At 62.8% G+C, this 19,510-nt stretch carries 16 protein-coding genes; 15 read left to right on the top strand and 1 reads right to left on the bottom strand.

What is annotated here, in order from left to right; translation table 11 throughout:
- Positions 1-55: 55 nt before the first annotated feature.
- Positions 56-952: a bestrophin family protein gene (locus ACTJKX_RS33370; protein WP_440727924.1), complete on the bottom strand. Its 897-nt coding sequence runs from the start codon at positions 950-952 to the stop codon at positions 56-58.
- A 339-nt stretch (positions 953-1,291) separates the two neighbouring features.
- On the opposite strand from ACTJKX_RS33370, the gene ACTJKX_RS33365 reads away from it, so the two are divergent.
- From ACTJKX_RS33365 to ACTJKX_RS33295, 15 genes are all read left to right on the top strand, one after another.
- Positions 1,292-3,559: an FdhF/YdeP family oxidoreductase gene (locus tag ACTJKX_RS33365; protein WP_440727923.1), complete on the top strand. Its 2,268-nt coding sequence runs from the start codon at positions 1,292-1,294 to the stop codon at positions 3,557-3,559.
- Positions 3,560-3,746: 187 nt separating this feature from the next.
- The gene (locus ACTJKX_RS33360) at positions 3,747-5,159 is read left to right on the top strand and encodes a cytochrome ubiquinol oxidase subunit I (protein WP_394315162.1); all 1,413 of its coding nucleotides are present in this window, start codon (positions 3,747-3,749) and stop codon (positions 5,157-5,159) included.
- A gap of 5 nt (positions 5,160-5,164) precedes the next feature.
- Positions 5,165-6,169 carry a cytochrome d ubiquinol oxidase subunit II gene (cydB, locus tag ACTJKX_RS33355; RefSeq protein WP_394315161.1) on the top strand — a complete coding sequence of 335 codons (1,005 nt, stop codon included), beginning with the start codon at positions 5,165-5,167 and terminating at the stop codon, positions 6,167-6,169.
- Positions 6,169-6,285, top strand: coding sequence for a DUF2474 domain-containing protein (locus ACTJKX_RS33350; protein WP_311944326.1), 117 nt, complete (start codon positions 6,169-6,171; stop codon positions 6,283-6,285). Before cydB ends, ACTJKX_RS33350 begins: the two co-directional genes overlap by 1 nt.
- Before the next feature lie 131 nt (positions 6,286-6,416).
- A complete protein-coding gene (gene grpE / locus ACTJKX_RS33345) occupies positions 6,417-7,052 on the top strand; it encodes a nucleotide exchange factor GrpE (RefSeq protein ID WP_415086830.1) in 636 nt (211 codons plus the stop codon).
- 306 nt (positions 7,053-7,358) lie between these two features.
- A complete protein-coding gene (gene dnaK, locus ACTJKX_RS33340; protein WP_311944328.1) occupies positions 7,359-9,266 on the top strand; it encodes a molecular chaperone DnaK in 1,908 nt (635 codons plus the stop codon).
- A 218-nt stretch (positions 9,267-9,484) separates the two neighbouring features.
- Entirely contained in the window at positions 9,485-10,387 is a 903-nt protein-coding gene (locus ACTJKX_RS33335) for a DnaJ C-terminal domain-containing protein (protein WP_394315158.1), read from the top strand.
- A 2-nt stretch (positions 10,388-10,389) separates the two neighbouring features.
- Entirely contained in the window at positions 10,390-10,662 is a 273-nt protein-coding gene (locus ACTJKX_RS33330; RefSeq protein WP_376717785.1) for a chaperone modulator CbpM, read from the top strand.
- Between the two features lie 22 nt (positions 10,663-10,684).
- Positions 10,685-10,906 carry a hypothetical protein gene (locus ACTJKX_RS33325; protein ID WP_440727922.1) on the top strand — a complete coding sequence of 74 codons (222 nt, stop codon included), beginning with the start codon at positions 10,685-10,687 and terminating at the stop codon, positions 10,904-10,906.
- 44 nt (positions 10,907-10,950) lie between these two features.
- Positions 10,951-12,345: a sigma-54-dependent transcriptional regulator gene (locus tag ACTJKX_RS33320; RefSeq protein ID WP_367624498.1), complete on the top strand. Its 1,395-nt coding sequence runs from the start codon at positions 10,951-10,953 to the stop codon at positions 12,343-12,345.
- Positions 12,338-14,362 (top strand): sensor histidine kinase, encoded by a 2,025-nt coding sequence (locus ACTJKX_RS33315; protein ID WP_440727921.1) that lies wholly within the window; start codon positions 12,338-12,340, stop codon positions 14,360-14,362. The genes ACTJKX_RS33320 and ACTJKX_RS33315 overlap by 8 nt, the downstream gene beginning before the upstream one ends.
- A 317-nt stretch (positions 14,363-14,679) precedes the next feature.
- The gene (gene clpB, locus ACTJKX_RS33310; protein WP_440727920.1) at positions 14,680-17,292 is read left to right on the top strand and encodes an ATP-dependent chaperone ClpB; all 2,613 of its coding nucleotides are present in this window, start codon (positions 14,680-14,682) and stop codon (positions 17,290-17,292) included.
- Between the two features lie 64 nt (positions 17,293-17,356).
- The gene (locus tag ACTJKX_RS33305; RefSeq protein WP_311944334.1) at positions 17,357-17,614 is read left to right on the top strand and encodes a DUF2171 domain-containing protein; all 258 of its coding nucleotides are present in this window, start codon (positions 17,357-17,359) and stop codon (positions 17,612-17,614) included.
- Positions 17,615-17,643: 29 nt separating this feature from the next.
- Positions 17,644-18,711 carry a Dyp-type peroxidase gene (locus tag ACTJKX_RS33300; protein WP_440727919.1) on the top strand — a complete coding sequence of 356 codons (1,068 nt, stop codon included), beginning with the start codon at positions 17,644-17,646 and terminating at the stop codon, positions 18,709-18,711.
- Positions 18,704-19,510, top strand: a complete 807-nt coding sequence (locus ACTJKX_RS33295; protein WP_440726497.1) for a family 1 encapsulin nanocompartment shell protein — start codon at positions 18,704-18,706, stop codon at positions 19,508-19,510. Before ACTJKX_RS33300 ends, ACTJKX_RS33295 begins: the two co-directional genes overlap by 8 nt.

Raw genomic sequence — 19,510 nt, 5'->3', positions numbered from 1 at the left:
GAGTCCTGGCTGCGAGAACCGAGTTGCGCCCCTCTCGACCCGGGCCGGGCTGACACTACATCAGTATGTTTCTGCGTGGCTTGATCGCAGCCGGGAGGTCATCGCTGCCAAGGAGAGCAAGCATTTCCCGTTCGATCGTCCGTTTCAAGGCGTCCAGCGGCAATGCGTTCGGTTCCAGGCCGAACGGTTCCTCGAGCTGGTGGCCGAGAGCGTCAAGCCCGAAGAACGTGTAGGCGACGAGCAGAACCGGAAGCAATGCCCACCAATCCAGGGAGCCGGCGAGGGCGAATGGCAGTGTCACGCAAAAGATGAGGGCCGTTCGGTGGAGCAACAAGGAATACGCAAACGGAACAGGCGTGTAGGCGATGCGTTCGCATCCGCCCTGCACCTCGGTCAGGGTGCCGATCTGCTGTTCGATGACCGAATAGTGGATGGGATCTATCCGCCCTCTATGCATCAGCGTCAGGCAATATTTGCCGATCTGTTCAAGGACGGCATTTGTGAGATTGGGATTGTTTGATGCGGTGCCGAGATCGAACCAAGGCGTGATGGCCTTCAATTCGTCCTGGCCCCGCAGATGGGCCGCCAGCCCCGCGGAGAAAGCGCATAATCCCTGGAGGAGGAAGCGTCGGTCATCGGTTTCCAGGGTGGAGGTTTGGCGCGCGAGCGATCGACAGGCGATGATCAATTCGCCCCAGAGCCTGCGTCCTTCCCACCAGCGGGCGTAGCAGGCATTGTTGCGAAAGCTCATGAACACCGACAAGGCGATGCCGATCAAGGTGAAGGGAATGGCACTGATCCGCGCGAAGATGCCTGGATGTTCCTGTGCTGCATAAATCGCCAGTACGCTGATAAATGCGATTGCGAGGAGACGGGGCGCTATGCGTGGCAAGATGGAGCCGTTGACGGCGAATAGGATGTCCCTGAAGCTGGGCTTTGAGCGCAGGATCATGCAGCCGCCCCTGTCATCGCGATCTCCTCTTTGTGCGGGCACCTGCCTGCGGGACTGGATGCCGTCGATCGTCGAGAAGCTCGGTGCCGTCCAGACAATGGCCATAGTCGAGGGGGCTATGGCAGCGAGCGAGGGTGGGGACTCTCCGATCTTGGGCGGTTGTTCTGAAGGCATCATTCGTGCCACCTCCGGGCCGGACGAAACGTCAATGACTTGGTACCGGAAATCCACGATTTCTTGGACATTTTGTCCATGTAAAATGGACAAAATGTCTATAGATTTCAAATAGATAGAGTGTTTTACTATGTGCTCGACAGTTTCCGCGGAGCGGTTTCGAGCATGGCCGACAACAAGCCTGAATATAAGACGTACCATCATCCGGCAGGGGGCTGGGGCGCTGCTGCAGCGACTGCCAAGGTGCTGTTGGAGCAGAGCGTCGTCACCAAGGGGTCGCGCGCGCTGCTCGCCATGAACCAGCCCGGCGGCTTCAAATGCCCGAGCTGCGCCTTTCCCGATCCCGACCAGAAGAAGACCCTCGAATTCTGCGAGAACGGCGCCAAGGCGCTGGCCTTCGAGGCGACGAAGAGAAGGATCACCCGGGAGTTCTTCGAAAAGCACACCGTCTCGGAACTCATGGAGCAGTCGGACTACTGGCTCGAAATGCAGGGCCGGCTGACCGAACCCATGCGTTACGATGCGGCGTCCGACCGCTATGTCCCCTGTGATTGGGAGGCCGCCTTTGCGCTGATCGGCGATCACCTCAAGGCGCTCGAAAGCCCCCATCAGGCGGAGTTCTACACCTCGGGGCGCACGCCCAACGAGGCTGCCTTCCTGTATTCCATCTTTGTCCGGGAATTCGGCACTAACAATTTTCCCGACTGTTCGAACATGTGCCACGAGCCGACGAGCCGCGGCCTGCCTGCCTCCATCGGGGTCGGCAAGGGCACGGTTGTGATGGAGGACTTCGAGCACGCCGAGGCCATCTTCGTCATCGGCCAGAACACCGGCACCAACTCGCCGCGCATGATGACCAATCTGGTCGAGGCGCGAAAACGCGGCGTGCCGATCGTGGCCGTCAACCCGATGCCGGAAAGGGCGCTGATACGCTTCACCGAGCCGCAGGATGTCGTGCAGATGGCGACCTTCGGCTCGACGGCGATCGCAAGCGAATTCGTCCATATCCGCATCGGGGGGGACCTCGCCCTGTTCAAGGGCATGATGAAGGTGATCTTCGAGCGCGAGGCGCAAGGCGAGAAGATCATCGATACGGATTTCGTCAGCCGGCATACCGTCGGCCTGGAGGCGATCCGCGCCGATGTCATGGCGCAGGAGTGGGCGGATATCGTGGAGATCTCCGGACTGGCGGAAGACCAGATACGCCGCTGCGCCGAGATCTACATCCGTTCGCGCGCAACCATGATCTGCTACGGCATGGGCCTCACCCAGCACCAGGAAGGCTCGCGCCTGCTCCAGCAGGTCGTCAACCTGCTCCTCCTCCGAGGTAATTTCGGCAAGCCGGGTGCGGGCATCTCACCCATTCGCGGCCATTCGAACGTGCAGGGGGATCGCACCGTCGGCATCGATGAAAAACCCTCCCAGGACTATCTGGACCGCGTGCGCGACGTGTTCGGCTTCGAGCCGCCCCGCCATCACGGCCATCACACCGTCGAATCCGTGGAGGCGATGGAAAAGGGCACGGCCAAGGTCTTCATCGGCATGGGCGGTAACTTCGTTCGCGCCATTCCCGACACCGACAGATCCTATGCGGCGATGCGCAAGCTGGCCCTGACGGTCGGTATCGCCACCAAGCTCAATCGCGGCCATCTCGTTCACGGACGCGACGCACTGATCCTGCCCGTCATTTCCCGGTCGGAGGTGATCCATACGGCAGCCGGCGAACAATTCGTGACCATCGAGGACTCCATGTCGAACGTCACCGCCTCGCGCGGCGTGCTGACGCCCGCCAGCGCCCATCTGCTGCCGGAAGTGGAGATCGTCTGCCGCATGGCCCTGGCAAGCCTGCCCAACAGCAAGGTCGCCTGGGCGAGCTACATTCACGACTACAATCTCATTCGTGACAAGATCGCCGAGGTCTATCCGGACATCTATGCCGGCTTTTCGGAAAAGGTGAAGAATCCCAAGGGCTTTCATCTCGATGTGCCACCACGGCGGCGGGTCTGGCCGACGCCGAACGGCAAGGCGAATTTCCTGCTTCTGCCCGGTCTCGACGTGAATGTCCCGGTCGCCGACCCGTCGATGTTGCGGCTGGCCACGGTCCGTTCGCATGACCAGTTCAACACCACTATCTACAGCAACAATGATCGCTATCGCGGCGTCTACAACGACCGCATGATCCTGTTCATGAATGCCGAGGATCGCGCGGCGCGAGGCCTCGACGCGGGCTCTCGCATTGCGCTGGAAACAATCACCGACGACGGCATCACGCGTCGCGTCGAAGGCCTGACGGTGCTAGATTATCCGATGCCTCGCGGGGCCGTGGCGGGATATTATCCGGAGCTCAATCCGCTGCTGCCTCTCGAATATTACGACAAGATCAGCGGGACTCCGGCCGCCAAATCGATACCGGTGCGCGTCGTCGGGGCCTAGAGCGAAGTGCGGTCTCGCGGAACTGCGCTTTGCCTCCAACTCTTTGTTTCGGCGTGTTGTCTCAAACGAAAAGTCCTTCGGCTTTTCTGAAAAGCGTAGCGGGTGGTCCCGCATCGTTAGCACAAGGGTCCTCGGCGTCAGCTATCCCGGGGACGACATCTTTCGGCTTCTTTGAGGGGAGGGGACGTTGCTTGGGCAACTGGATGCGGTGATCCTGGCGCGTGCGCAGTTCGCCTTCACGGTGTCGTTCCACTTCATCTTTCCGGCGTTTTCCATCGGACTTGCAAGCTATCTGATGGTGCTGGAAGGGCTGTGGCTCAAAACGGGCAAGGGCGTCTATGCCAATCTCTATCGCTACTGGCTGAAGATCTTCGCCGTCGTGTTCGGCATGGGCGTCGTGTCAGGCCTGGTGATGTCCTACCAGTTCGGTACGAACTGGTCGGTCTTCTCGACCAAGGCGGGCCCGATCATCGGCCCGCTGATGGCCTATGAGGTGCTGACCGCCTTCTTCCTGGAAGCCGGCTTTCTCGGCGTGATGCTGTTCGGCATGAGCAAGGTCGGCCGGGGCCTGCACTTCTTCGCCACCTGCATGGTTGCTCTCGGCACACTGATCTCGGCGACGTGGATCATTGCCGTCAACAGCTGGATGCAGACGCCGGCGGGGTTTGCCGTCAATGCCAGCGGGCAGTTCGTACCGGCGGGGTCCTGGCTGCCGATCATCTTCACGGCCAGCTTTCCCTTCCGCCTGGTCCATACCGTGATCGCCGCCTATCTCACCACCGCCTTCGTGGTGGGAGGCGTCGGCGCCTGGCACCTGCTCAAGGACCGCGGCAATGCCGGTGCGCGCAAGATGTTTTCGATGGCGATGTGGATGGCGGCGATCGTGGCGCCTATCCAGATCCTGGCGGGCGATGCCCATGGCCTGAACACGCTGGAGCATCAGCCTGCCAAGGTGCTGGCCATGGAGGGCGACTACCAGCCCAGCCCCAATGGTGCTCCCCTCGTGTTGTTCGGCCTGCCGGACAACGAAGAAAAGCGCGTGCGCTACGAGGTGTCGATACCGCATATCGGTTCGCTGATCCTCAAGCACGATCCCTATGCGCCGCTTCCGGGCCTCACCGATTTTCCGCGGGATCAATGGCCTCCCACCCCCATCATCTTCTGGTCGTTCCGGATCATGGTGGCGCTCGGCTTCGCTATGCTCGGCATCGGCCTGTGGAGCCTGCTCGCACGCTTGCGGGGCAGGCTCTATGACTGGCGCTGGCTGCATCGCGGCGCCGTGGCCATGGGACCGGCAGGCTTCGTCGCGGTGATTGCCGGCTGGGTGACGACGGAAGTCGGGCGGCAACCCTTCACGGTCTATGGCTTGCTGCGAACCGCCGAATCCCATTCACCGCTCGCTGCGCCGGCCGTTGCCGCCTCGCTCATTGCCTTCGTGCTGGTCTATTTCAGCGCCTTCGGGGCCGGTACCTACTATCTGCTGCGCCTGATGGCGAAGGCACCCGGACGCGGCGAGAGCGAGCCACCGAACCTGCCGCAACGCGCGGCCGGCATCACGCCCGCTGCAGGCGTCGGCGTTCCCATGGTGGCGAAGGATTGATCGGGATGGGCAGCATCGATCTCACCATCTTCTGGGCGGCGGTCATCGGCTTTGCGGTGATGGCCTATGTCGTCATGGACGGCTTCGACCTCGGTATCGGCATCCTGTTCCCCACCTTCGCCGTGGGCGAGGAGCGCGACCAGGCGATGAACTCGATCGCACCGGTGTGGGACGGCAACGAGACCTGGCTGGTGATGGGCGGCGGTGGCCTGCTTGCTGCCTTCCCGCTGGCCTATGCCATCATCCTTCCGGCCACCTATCCGCTGATCATCGCCATGCTGCTCGGGCTCGTCTTTCGTGGCGTCGCCTTCGAGTTTCGCTGGCGCGATCCGCGCCACCGTCCATTCTGGGACACGGCTTTCTGTCTTGGGTCGGTCGTCGCGGCGTCGGCACAAGGCGTGACGCTCGGTGCGATCCTGCAAGGCGTCCATGTCGAGAACGAGGCCTATGCCGGCGGCTGGCTCGATTGGCTGAGCCCCTTCAGTATGTTGACGGGGCTGGCCGTGGTGACCGGCTATGCCTTGCTGGGGGCGAGCTGGCTGATCTGGAAGACGGAAGGGACGAGCCAGCGCCATGCCCGCCACCTGGCGTTCTGGCTGGGCGTCGCCACGCTCCTAGCGCTCGGCGCCGTCAGCGCGGCCACGCCATTCCTGCATTATGATTATTGGCGACGCTGGTTCGCCATGCCCGGCGTGCTGCTTACGGCCCAGGTGCCGCTGCTCGTGGCGATCTGTACGGCGACCTTCTTCTGGAGCCTGCGGCGAGAGCGGGAGCGGCTGCCCTTCCTGATGGCCCTGGCGCTGTTCCTGCTCGGCTTCATCGGGCTGGGGATCAGCATCTATCCCTATGTGGTGCCACGCGCCGTGACGATCTGGCAGGCGGCGGCGCCGCCGGAAAGCCAGGCCTTCATGCTTGTCGGGGCCCTTGTCATCATCCCGCTCATCCTCGTCTATACCGGCTGGGCCTATTGGGTATTTCGCGGCAAGGCCGGCGTCCATGGTTATCACTGATGGCTCCGCAGGCGCCCTTCTGGAAACGGTTCGCCTGGATGGTTGCGATCTGGGCCGCCAGCATCGCCACGCTTGGGACGGTGGCGGCGGTGATCCGGCTATGCCTTCTGCGCTAAACCTGAATGGATCTTCTTGAGCCGGATCGGCGTTGGACAGTCGGAACAGGGCTCATGCAGCCCGCAAGTCTCTGCCTTCGGGGAATACAGCATAGCGGCATTCATATGGAAGCATCCGACAGGGAGGCGAAATGACCAGAAGAGCCAAACCCGAGAACGACATTCATGGGTCACCGGAGCCGGCAAACGCCTCTGAGCCAACAGCGAAGGCGACGGACCGGGGCGATCCATCCGTGGCCGGACCGGCTGAGGATGCCGCAGCGGTCATCGCCAGGCTCGAGGCTGACAATGCCGCGCTGAAGGATCGATTGCTGCGGGCCCTCGCTGAAACCGAGAATGTCCGCCGCCGGGCCGAGCGTGACCTGAACGATGCACGCCAATATGCCATCGCGAAATTTGCCGGCGACATGCTGGCGGTGGCCGACAATATCGAGCGCGCGATCGCCAATGTGCCGGCGCAAGCCCGCGAAGGCGACGAGGCGGTCAGGACGCTGATCGAAGGGGTGGAGCTCACGGAAAAAGAGCTGCTGCGTGCCCTGGAAAGACATGGTGTCAGGAAGCTCGATCCCCTGGGAGAGCGCTTCGATCCCAATTTCCACGAAGCCATGTTCGAGGTGCCCGATCCCTCGGTGCCGAGCGGTACCGTCAGCAAGGTCGTCGACGCCGGGTATTCGATCGGAGCGCGCTCCTTGCGCCCGGCCAGGGTCGGCGTTTCCAGCGGTGGACCGAGGCAGCCGGCGGAACCCGGAGCCGGAAGGCAGCCCTGACGGCCTGGCCGGCTCTGCCTGAGGACAGTTTGTCCGGCGTCGAACGGACAGGTTGTCCCAATGGGCTGAAACCTTTCCGATAAGTCTTTGATATTGCTGCGCATCCAGTCTGGCACGTCTGTTGCTGTCGCATCAGGACCAGCGTCTGCGAAGGGCGCCCACTGACGGGACATCATGGCATCGCATTCGACGATATCCGGCCGTTCGCCACCAGGCGGCCAATCCGCTGCCTGAGACGCCCAGGCAGCGTCAACGACGAGAAACGCGGAACACACAGTCCAAAATTCAATAACAGGGAGCACCTTCATGGCAACGATCATCGGAATCGACCTGGGAACGACCAATTCATGCGTTGCAGTCATGGATGGCAAGAACACGCGTATCATCGAGAATGCCGAGGGCGCGAGGACCACGCCGTCGATCGTCGCATTTACCGGCGATGGCGAGCGTCTCGTCGGGCAGCCGGCCAGGCGGCAGGCGGTGACCAACCCGACCAACACGATCTTTGCGGTCAAGCGCCTGATCGGCCGACGCTATGACGATCCGACCGTGGAGAAGGACAAGGCGCTGGTCCCCTACAAGATCGTCAAGGCGGCCAATGGCGATGCCTGGGTGGAGGCCCAGGGCAAGGCCTATTCGCCCTCGCAGATCTCGGCCTTCATCCTGCAGAAGATGAAGGAGACCGCCGAGGCCAATCTCGGCGAGAAGGTCACGCAGGCCGTCATCACGGTTCCCGCCTATTTCAACGATGCGCAGCGGCAGGCAACCAAGGATGCCGGTAAGATTGCGGGGCTCGAGGTGCTGCGCATCATCAACGAGCCGACGGCCGCGGCGCTTGCCTATGGGCTCGACAAGAAGAAGCAGGCCAAGATTGCCGTCTACGATCTGGGTGGCGGCACGTTCGACATCTCCATCCTCGACATCGGCGACGGGGTCTTCGAGGTGAAGTCGACCAATGGCGACACCTTCCTCGGCGGCGAGGACTTCGACATGCGCCTGGTGAACTACCTGGCCGACGAGTTCCAGCGCGAGCAGGGCATCGACCTGAGAAAGGACAAGCTGGCCCTGCAGCGGTTGAAGGAGGCGGCGGAGAAGGCCAAGATCGAGCTCTCCACCATCACCCAGACGGAAATCAACCTGCCCTACATCACGGCCGATGCCAGCGGCCCCAAGCATTTCCAGATCAAGCTGACGCGGGCGAAATTCGAGTCCCTGGTCGAGGACCTGGTGCAGCGAACCATCGAGCCGTGCCTCAATGCGCTGAAGGATGCGGGGCTGGCGGCCAAGGACATCGACGAGGTCGTGCTGGTCGGCGGCATGACCCGGATGCCGAAGATCCAGGAGATCGTGCGCAAGATCTTCGACAAGGAGCCGCATAAGGGCGTCAATCCCGACGAGGTCGTCGCGGTCGGTGCCGCAATCCAGGCCGGCGTGCTGCAGGGTGACGTCAAGGACGTCCTGCTTCTCGACGTCACGCCCCTCTCGCTCGGGCTGGAAACGCTGGGCGGCGTCTTTACGCGCCTCATCGAACGCAATACCACCGTTCCGGCCAAGAAGAGCCAGGTGTTCTCGACCGCAGAGGACAATCAGAACGCCGTCACCATCCGTGTCTTCCAGGGCGAACGCGAGATGGCGGCCGACAACAAATTGCTTGGCCAGTTCGACCTGATGGGCATCGCGCCGGCTCCGCGCGGCGTGCCCCAGATCGACGTGACCTTCGATATCGACGCCAACGGCATCGTCAATGTTTCCGCCAAGGACAAGGGGACCGGCAAGGAGCAGCGCATCCAGATCCAGGCGTCCGGCGGCCTCTCCGAAGCCGACATCGAGCGGATGGTCAAGGATGCCGAAGCCCATGCCGCCGAGGACAAGAAGCGCAGGGAGACCGTGGAAGCGAGGAATAGCGCGGAGGCCCTTCTGCATGCGACCGAGAAGGCGGTTGCCGAGCATGGCGGCAAGGTGGCCGAGGCGGATCGCCGGGCGATCGAGAATGCCATGGCCGATCTGCGCGAGGCGGCGAAAGGCGAGGATGCAGCCGCGATCACCGCCAAGGCGGCCGCCTTGCAGCAACTCTCGCAGAAACTGGCGGAGGCGGCCTATGCGCAGCCGCAGCCGGGCGCATCGCCCGATACGACTTCTCATGCCGGCGGAGACGATGTGGTCGATGCCGAATTCAGCGAAGTGGACGACAGTGATGCAAAGAAATCGGGTTGATCCGACGGCAGGTATGCAGGCCGATCCTGCCGAGAAAGGCATTTTGTTCGCCAGGCGAAGCCTGCCTGACTGGCCGCTGAAAATGCTCTAGCATCGAGGGCCCGCGCCGGGCCGAGTCCCGGCGTTTCCAGCATCGAACGGAGGCGCGATGGGGCGCCTCCTGAAACCCGTGAGCCGTCAAACCGCAAAACGCCGTGGAAATGCTATCGGAGTAAGTTGTGAGAAATCCTTACGAGGTTCTGGGTGTTGCCCCAACGGCATCGTCGGCCGAAATCCAGAGCGCCTATCGCAAGCTTGCGAAGAAACTGCATCCGGATCTCAATCCCGGCGACAAGAGCGCCGAGGAGAAGTTCAAGGAAGTCGCGGGCGCCTACGACCTGCTCAGCGACGCCGACAAGCGCAAGCGCTTCGACAATGGCGAGATCGACGCGAGCGGTGCGGAACGCCCGCCCCAGCATTTCTACCGCGAATATGCGGGCGCCGATCACGACCATCCCTATGCCGATGCCTCCGGTTTTGCCGACTTCATGGATGGGGAGGACGCGTTTGCCGAGCTGCTGAGGCGCGGCCAGCGGGCGCGTGCCAACCGGCGCGGCCAGGATCTGCACTATCGGCTGCCGATCGAGTTCGTCGAGTCGGTCATGGGAGCGAACAAGCGCCTGACCCTGCCGGACGGTGGTACGCTCGATGTGAAGATTCCGCCCGGCCTGGTCGATGGACAGACCCTGCGCCTGAAGGGCAAGGGCGCGCCGGGCGCCGGTACGGGCGGTCCCGGCGATGCGTTGATCGAGGTGGAAGTCCTGCCGGATAGGCGCTTCACGCGCGAGGGCGACGACATCACGCTGGAATTGCCGATTTCGCTGTCGGAGGCCGTGCTCGGGGGGCGGGTGCGCGTTCCCACCCCGAGCGGCGATGTAACGATGTCCGTGCCGAAAGGGGCGAACACCGGCACGACCCTGCGTCTCAAGGGCAAGGGGGCGCCGCGTCGGGGGGGAGGACAGGGCGACCAGTTCGTCAGGCTCAAGATCGTCCTTCCCAAAGGGCCCGATCCGGAACTCGAAGCCTTTGTTTCGAACTGGAAGGGCAAGGACTTCAATCCCCGCGAGGATAGAGCATCATGAGCATGAACAAGCAGCAATTTCTGGCGAGTTCCGGCATCCAGGTGCAGACGCTCGAACTCTGGCTCGAGCAGCGCTGGCTCATTCCCCGGCAGACGCAGGCGGGGGTGCAATTCACCGAGATCGACATTGCACGCGCGCGCCTGATCCAGGATTTGAAGAACGATATCGGGGCCAATGACGAGGGTATCGACGTCATCCTGCATCTGATGGATCAGCTCCATGGGTTGCGCCAGGCCCTTGCGCAGCTGCGTGGAGATCTGCAGGAGCGTTCCTAGCTAGAGGCAGGGGGAGAGTGGCATGAACGAAAGCCCAATGGCGTCCGAACCGGGGATCGATGTCCTCATCCTGCAGGCCCTGGTGCGCAAGCTCGTGGCCAAGGGCTTTCTTTCCGCCGACGATGTACGCGCCTTGCTGTTCGAGGCAGCGACCCGTCTCGACATTGACGGCAGCCAGCAGACGCCCCAGGCCGCCCGGGAGATGGTGGAAGAGAGTTTGGCGCCCGCATTTCTGGGGAGCTGACGGTTCCTCATGTCCGGCCAGGGTGCGGTTGGGAAGGAGTATTGATGTCCGAGGATCCCGCTCACGATACTGCCGGCCCTGCCGCGGATCCACAATTCGGGCCGTGGCTGGCCCAGGCTTCGATCCTGGTCGTCGACGACGAACCGGGCATGCGCAATTTCCTGGTCAAGATCCTGGGGCCACGCTGCAGGCTGATCGCCGAAGCCGCGGACACCAAACAGGCGTCCCAGAAACTCGACCAGCAGCATTTCGACGTGGTCATTCTCGACAATATCATGCCGGGACAGAACGGCCTGGATTGGCTTGCCGAACAGCGAGCCGTCGGCTTCTTTGCCGATGTCATCCTGATGACGGCCTATGCCGATCTGGACACCGCGATCGGTGCCTTGCGGGCCGGCGCCGTCGATTTCGTGCTCAAGCCATTCCGCTCCAACCAGCTTCTCAACGCGGTTGCTCGCTGCCTCGACCGGATCAGGTTGCAGCGCGAGAACGACGTCCTGCACCATGAGCTGAAATCGCCAGGCCATCAGATCTTCCTGCGCAACAAGCTGCTCGGTGACTCCAGGGCGATCCAGAATGTGCGGCAGACCATCGCACGCGTTGCGCCCTTGCCGACTTCGGTCCTGTTGACCGGCAAGTCGGGAACCGGAAAGGAAGTCGCGGCGCGCTCGCTTCACTCGCTTTCCGGTCGTTCAGACAAGCTTTTCGTGCCCATCAATTGCGGTGCCATCCCGGCGGACATGATCGAAAGCGAATTGTTCGGCCATCTGAAAGGGGCCTTCACCGGTGCGGGCAGGGCGCGGGAGGGGCTTTTCATGCATGCCCAGGGCGGCACGGTGTTCCTCGATGAAATTGGCGACCTGCCCTTTTCGCTGCAGACCAAGCTGCTGCGCGTCCTGGAAGATCGACGTGTCAGGCCGGTCGGTTCGGAACGCGAGGTTCCTTTCGACGCCCGCTTCATCTTTGCCACCAATGCCGATCTTCCCAAGCGCGTCGAGGCCGGCAGTTTTCGCGCCGATCTCTTCTTCCGTATCAATGTCGTGCAGATCCATCTGCCGCCGCTGAAGGATCGCGGCGATGACGTACAGGAACTCGCGGCCTTGTTCATGCGCGAATTCGCCCAGCAGCTCGGCATGCCTCCTGTCGCCATCGACGACAGGGTACGCGCTGCGCTGGCACGCTATGACTGGCCGGGAAACATTCGGGAACTTCGCAACCTGATCGAACGAACGGTGATCCTCGGCGGTTTTCCTGAGGATATCGAACGCATTGCCAGTGACGGCGATGACGACAGGGGCGGCCAGAGCCTGGCCGAGGTCGAACGGCGCCACATCCTGTCGGTCCTGCGTGAAGTCAAGGGCGATCGCGAGGAGGCTGCCCGCCGCCTCGGCATCTCGCGCAAGACCATCGATCGCAAATGCGTCAGCTGGAATGTCTAGGGACCAAGCCCCGAGAACCCGAAAAAGAAGATCGGTACGCTATCGCCTGCTTGCGATCGCGCTCGTGCCCATGCTCGTGATCCTGCCATTGCTGCTGGGCATCAGCCTCTATCGCTGGAATGCCCGGTTCGATGCCATGGCAATCTCCAAGGTCAATGACGACTTAACGATTGCCCATCAGTATATGGCCCGTATTCTCGAAAATACGGATTCCCGGCTGGCGTCGGTGAGTGAATCGGCGCGTTTCCAGAACCTGCTTCAGCAAAACGGTTATCCGAACGCGGCGTTTACTTCGCTTCTCAAGGAGATCGCACAGGCGCGCCAGTTTGATTTCCTCTATATCGTCGACGACAATGGCCGGATACTCGCGAGCGCTTATGCCACGGCATCGTCCTCCGTCCGTTCGAGCTGGCCGATCATCCGTTCGGCCCTCGAAGGGCACTCGAAGACGGCCGTCGATGTTTTCGAGGCCGAAGAGCTTGGTGCCTTCTCCCCCGATCTCGCCGCACGAGCGCGTATCGAGATCGTGCCCACCCTCGGCAGTACCGCCGCCACGCCCTCCCAGGAAAGCCGCGGCCTGGTGCTCCACTCGGCCACGGCCTTGACATTGCCGGATGGTCGGCGGGCAGCCCTGGTCGGCGGCACGCTGCTCAACCAGAATCTTGCCTTCGTCGATACGATCAACGACCTGATCTACCATGAGGCCGGCCTGCCCGAGGGGAGCCAGGGCACGGCCACGCTGTTCCTGGGAGATATTCGCATCAGCACCAATGTGCGTTTGTTCGAAGGACAGCGTGCAATCGGAACCCGTGTTTCGGAAGTCGTGCGCAATGCCGTGCTCGACCAGGGGCGGACATGGCGCGACAGCGCCTTCGTCGTCAGCGACTGGTTCATCTCTGCCTATGAGCCCATCATCGACAGCTATGGCCGGCGGGTCGGCATGCTCTATGTGGGTTTTCTGCAAAAACCGTTCACACAGGCCAAATATGAGACCTTGCTGACGCTTGCCGGGGCGTTCCTGCTGGCGGTGGCGGCAACGGTTCCCCTGTTCCTGATCTGGGCAACCAATATTTTCAGGCCGCTGGAGCGGATGACGGGCGCGATCTCGCGTGTTGAAGCCGGCGACCTGTCCGCGCGAACCGGTCATGTGAAGACGAAGGACGAGATCGGCGAGGTGGCTTTTCACCTCGATCATCTCTTCGATTTGCTCCAGCAACGCGATGCACAGCTGCGTCACTGGAACGACGAGCTCAATCGCCGTGTCGAGGAACGTGCCCACCAACTGCACCAGGCCACCATGCAGCTGGAAAACACCACCAAGCAGCTCGTGATGTCGGAGAAGCTTGCGGCGATCGGGGAGATCAGCGCGGGCATTGCCCATGAAATCAACAATCCGATCGCCGTGATGCAGGGCAATCTCGAGGTGATCCGCGAGCTGATGGGCGCCGAAGCTGAAAAGGCCAAGGTGGAGTTCCGCCTCATCGACCAGCAGATGGCGCGCATCAGCGAAATCATCACCAAGCTGCTGCAATTTGCCAAGCCCCAGGAATATGCCGGCTATACCGAGCATTATGCCGTCGCCGCCATCGTTTCCGACACGCTGCCGCTCGTTCAGCATCTCATCAGGAAGACGACGATCACCCTGGAGAGGGAGGATCGCGCATCCCGCCTGATCGCGATGAACCGCACCGAATTGCAGCAGGTCCTGGTCAACCTGCTCGTGAACGCCATTCATGCCATGCCGCATGGCGGGCGCCTTCTCCTGCGCAACCATGACAGCGACATGGATGGCTGGGCGGGGGTGGCCATCGAGGTTGCGGACACCGGCGCCGGTATTTCGGCGGAGGTGATCGAAAGGGTGTTCGACCCGTTCTTTACCACCAAGACGCGCGAGGGCACCGGACTTGGCCTCTCGATCAGCCAGATGCTGGTGACGCGGCAGGGCGGCAGGATTTCCGTATCGAGCGAGCCGGGCAGGGGCACGACATTCCTCGTCTGGTTGCCCGAAGCACGGTGATACCGCCCCGGCGCTACGGACATTTTGTCCGCGGCAGCTTCGACAGAGTGTCCGTCGCCGGCGGGTACGAAGTTCTATCTGATTGATTTCGCTTTCTTTTCAAATTGGCACGCCTGTTGCTCCTATGGCTGGGCAGCCGTGCCGGCGCGCCGAGGGGCATGCGAACGGATCGTGGAGGATCGAGGTCATGGGGAGGATGCCGCGCTACGATATCGGGGGGCCTGCGGCCTTCATGCTCACGCCCCGTCGAACAACAGGTGTGTCGGTTTCCACCGCTCTCGTTTCGACCAGTTGTCTCTGCCTTGAAGGATGGCTCGATGAACATTGATAAATATACCGATCGCGCCAGTGGCTTCATCCAGTCGGCGCAATTCCTCGCTTCGCGTGAGGGCAATCCGCAACTGACCCCTCTTCACGTGCTGAAAGTCCTGCTCGACGACAAGGAAGGCCTCGTTTCGGGACTGATCGACCGATCGGGCGGCAATTCGCGCGCGATCCTGCAGGCGACCGAAGACGCTCTGGCAAAATTGCCGAAGGTCTCCGGTACGGGGTCAGGACAGGTCCATCTGGCCCCTGAGACGGCGCGCCTCCTTGCTGCCGCGCAGAGCACGGCGGAAAAGGCCGGCGACAGTTTCGTGACGGTTGAACGTTTGTTGCAGGCGCTTGTCGCGGACAAGAGCGACGAGGCGGGCAAACTGCTCGTCGAGGGCGGTGTCGACCCCCGCAACCTCGGCGCGGCCGTGGACGCACTGCGCAAGGGCCGTACCGCCGACAGCGCGTCGGCCGAGAATGCCTATGACGCCCTGAAGAAATATGCCCGCGACCTGACCAGGGCAGCACGGGACGGCAAGCTCGACCCGGTGATCGGCCGCGACGAGGAGATCCGCCGCACCGTCCAGGTGCTGTCGCGGCGCACCAAGAACAACCCGGTGCTGATCGGCGAGCCCGGCGTCGGCAAGACGGCGATCGTCGAAGGCCTGGCGCTGCGCATCGTCAATGGCGACGTGCCCGAGAGCCTGCAGGACAAGAAGCTGCTTGCGCTCGACCTCGGCGCCCTGATTGCCGGCGCGAAATATCGCGGGGAGTTCGAGGAGCGGCTCAAGGCGGTGCTGCAGGAGGTGACGAGCGCCGAGGGCGGCATCATCCTGTTCATCGACGAGATGCATACCTTGATTGGGGCCGGCAAGACCGACGGTGCCATGGATGCCTCCAACCTGCTCAAGCCGGCTCTGGCGCGCGGCGAGCTGCATTGCGTGGGTGCGACCACGCTCGACGAATATCGCAAGCATGTGGAGAAGGACGCCGCGCTGGCGCGGCGCTTCCAGCCCGTTTTCGTTTCCGAGCCGACGGTCGAGGACACGATTTCGATTCTGCGGGGCCTGAAGGAAAAATACGAGCTTCATCATGGCGTAAGGATCGCCGATTCGGCTTTGGTCGCGGCAGCCACGCTGTCGAACCGCTACATCACCGATCGCTTCCTGCCGGACAAGGCCATCGATCTCATCGACGAGGCTTCGGCCCGCTTGAAGATGCAGGTGGATTCCAAGCCGGAAGAGCTGGACTCGCTCGATCGCGAGATCGTTCGTCTGAAGATCGAGCAGGAGGCTCTCAAGAAGGAGACGGATGCCGGCTCCAGGAGCCGGCTGCAAACGCTCGACAAGGACCTTGTCGAGCTCGAAAAGAAGTCGGCCGACCTGACCTCGCAATGGCAGGCCGAAAAGAGCAAGCTCTCCGACGCGCAGAAGATGAAGAGCGAGCTGGAACAATTGCGCACGGAACTTGCCAATGCCCAGCGCAAGGGCGAGTTCCAGCGGGCGGGCGAACTCACCTATGGCCGGATTCCGGAGTTGGAGAAGAAGCTGGCCACTGTCGAGGCCAGCGAGAATTCGTCGATCAGCGAAACCGTGACTGCCGACGACATCGGGCAGGTGGTCTCGCGCTGGACGGGCGTGCCCGTCGACAAGATGCTGGAGGGCGAGAAGGACAAGCTGCTCCATATGGAAGAGATGCTGGGCAAGCGTGTCGTCGGGCAGGCGCAGGCCGTGCGGGCCGTCTCGACGGCCGTCCGGCGCGCGAGGGCCGGGCTGCAGGATCCCAACCGCCCCATCGGGAGCTTCATGTTCCTGGGGCCGACCGGTGTCGGCAAGACCGAACTCGCCAAGGCGCTCGCGGAGTTTCTGTTCGACGACGAAACCGCGATGATCCGCATCGACATGTCCGAATATATGGAGAAGCATTCGGTGAGCCGCCTCATTGGGGCGCCTCCGGGTTATGTCGGCTATGACGAGGGCGGCGCGCTGACCGAAGCCGTGCGGCGCCGGCCCTACCAGGTCGTGCTGTTCGACGAGATCGAGAAGGCCCATCCCGATGTCTTCAATGTCCTCCTGCAGGTGCTGGATGATGGGCGGCTGACCGACGGGCAGGGCCGTACCGTCGATTTCCGCAACACCCTGATCATCATGACCTCGAACATCGGCGCGGAGTTTCTGGTGAACCAGGCCGAAGGCGAGAAGACGAGCGCCGTGCGTGAACAGGTGATGGCGATGGTGCGGGCGCATTTCCGTCCCGAGTTTCTCAACCGGGTCGATGCCATCATCCTGTTCCACCGCCTGCAGAAGAGCGAAATGGGACGGATCGTCGAGATTCAGGTTGCCCGCCTGCGCAAGCTCCTGGATGATCGCAAGATCGATCTGCTGCTCGATGCCAAGGGGCGGAACTGGCTGGCTGGCAAGGGATGGGACCCTGCCTATGGCGCCCGACCGCTGAAGCGGGCGATCCAGCGCTACGTCCAGGATCCGCTTGCCGAGATGATCCTGGCGGGCGAGGTCGGCGACGATATGAAGGTGAAGATCTCCGCCGGCAGGAAGAGCCTCACCTTCAATGGCAAGACTCCGGAAATCGTGGACGAGGATGAGTTCGAGGCGGCCTGAAGCTCCCCAATGTCATCCGATCGATAGCTGTATTGCGTAAGAGACCAACAAAGGAGAAGGTGTGATGAAAGACCAGATCAAGCCAAATATGGACGTGATCGGAGCCGATGGCGTGCATGTCGGGACGGTGGATCGCGTCGTGGGCGATCGTATCGAGCTCAAATTGAGCGACAGCTTCGGAGCGCATCGAGGACACCACCACTATATCGAGATCGGTTTCGTGGCTGGGGTCGAAGGCGAGAAAGTCAGGTTGTCCGCCAATGCCGACATTGCCGTGACCCTCGAAGAAGAGCAGTCCGGGCGTCCCGTCGATTTGGGCTGAAGCCCATCAGCCGCCGGACGGATAGCCGTATGGAGTCGAGTTTGCCCTCTATCGTTTCGCAGCCTGTCGTATCCTCGCTGACGGGCAGTGCGATATTTCTGGTGGTGACGGTCCAGCCTGGCGCGGAGGCGGAGGCGGCGATCCGGGCGTTGTGCGCGGATCTGTCGGGTCTGTTGCGGGCTGTGGGGTTCCGGGACCTGGAGGGGCGGCTGTCCTGCGTGATGGGCCTGGGCTCTCAGATGTGGGACCGTCTGTTCGGGGCGCCCCGGCCGAAGGAACTGCACCCTTTCCGCGAGATCCGTGGCGTGCATCATGCGGTGTCGACGCCGGGGGACATCCTGTTTCACATCCGCGCCCGGCGCATGGACCTTTGCTTCGAACTGGCGGCGCAGATCATGGCGCGGATCGGGGAGGCGGCGGCCAATGTGGACGAGGTGCACGGCTTCAAATATTTCGACGACCGCGACCTGATCGGCTTTGTCGACGGCACCGAGAACCCGGTCGAGCAGGCAGCGGTGGATGCCACCCTGATCGGCGGGGAGGATGCGGCCTTTGCCGGCGGCAGCTATGTGATCGTGCAGAAATACCTGCATGACCTGGCGGGCTGGAACCGGCTGCCGGTGGAGATGCAGGAGCGGATCATCGGGCGTGCCAAGCTGTCGGACATCGAGCAGGAGGATGCGCTCAAGGCGCCCTATGCCCACAATGTCCTGACCTCGATCGAGGAGAATGGCGAGGCGCTGGAGATCCTGCGCGACAACATGCCGTTCGGGGATGCGGGCAAGGGCGAGTTCGGCACCTATTTCATCGGCTATGCGCGTTCGCCCCGCCGGATCGAGCAGATGCTGGAGAACATGTTCGTCGGGCACCCGCCTGGCAATTACGACCGGCTGCTGGATTTCAGCCGGGCGGTGACGGGTTCGCTGTTCTTCGTGCCCTCGGCGACGTTCCTGGACGATGTGGCGGCCGGCGCACCGGCAGCGGGCGAGGCGGCCCCGCCGGAGCCCGAGGCGGCGGCAAGTCCCGGCTTACGCCCGTCCGGCGGCGATGGTTCGCTCGGCATTGGATCGCTCAAGAGGAAGGCAGACCATGAATAATCTCCATCGGGAGCTGGCACCGATCTCAGAGGCAGCGTGGGGGCAGATCGAGGACGAGGCGGCGCGCACCCTCAAGCGTCATCTGGCGGCGCGGCGTGTGGTCGACCTGGAAGGCCCGCAGGGCCTGGCGGCCTCGGCGGTGGGAACCGGGCATGTGCGCCCGCTTGCCGGGCCTGGCGAGGGCATCGAGGCGGTGCAGCGGGAGGTGCAGGCGCTGGTCGAGCTGCGCGTGGGCTTCGAGCTAGCCCGCTCGGCGATCGACGATGTGGAGCGGGGGGCGCTCGACTCGGACTGGTCGCCGCTGAAGGAGGCGGCGCGCAAGCTGGCCTTTGCCGAGGATCGGGCGGTGTTCGACGGTTTTGCCGCGGCCGGGATCGGGGGCATCCGCCCGGGTCTCAGCAACCCGGCGCTGACGCTTCCGGCCCAGGTGAAGGCCTATCCGGACGTGGTGGCGCAGGCGGTGAGCCAGTTGCGGCTGGCGGGTGTGGAAGGTCCCTATGCGCTGGTGCTGGGGGGCGATGCCTATACGGCGGCGGCCGGCGGCAGCGATGACGGCTATCCGGTGTTCCACCATGTCGAGCGCCTGGTGGACGGGCCGGTGATCTGGGCCCCTGCGATCGAGGGCGGGCTGGTGCTGACGACACGGGGCGGGGATTTCGAACTCACCGTGGGCCAGGACATCTCCATCGGCTATGCCAGCCATTCGCCCGCCGCGGTGCAGCTCTACTTCCAGGAAAGCCTGACCTTCCGCCTGCTCACGGCCGAAGCCGCCGTCGCCCTCCTGCACGCCAAAAAATAG

It is taken from the genome of Labrys sp. 22185 (assembly GCF_052045555.1).
GTDB classification, from domain to species: domain Bacteria; phylum Pseudomonadota; class Alphaproteobacteria; order Rhizobiales; family Labraceae; genus Labrys; species Labrys neptuniae.
This window is presented reverse-complemented; position numbering and strand designations above follow the sequence as displayed.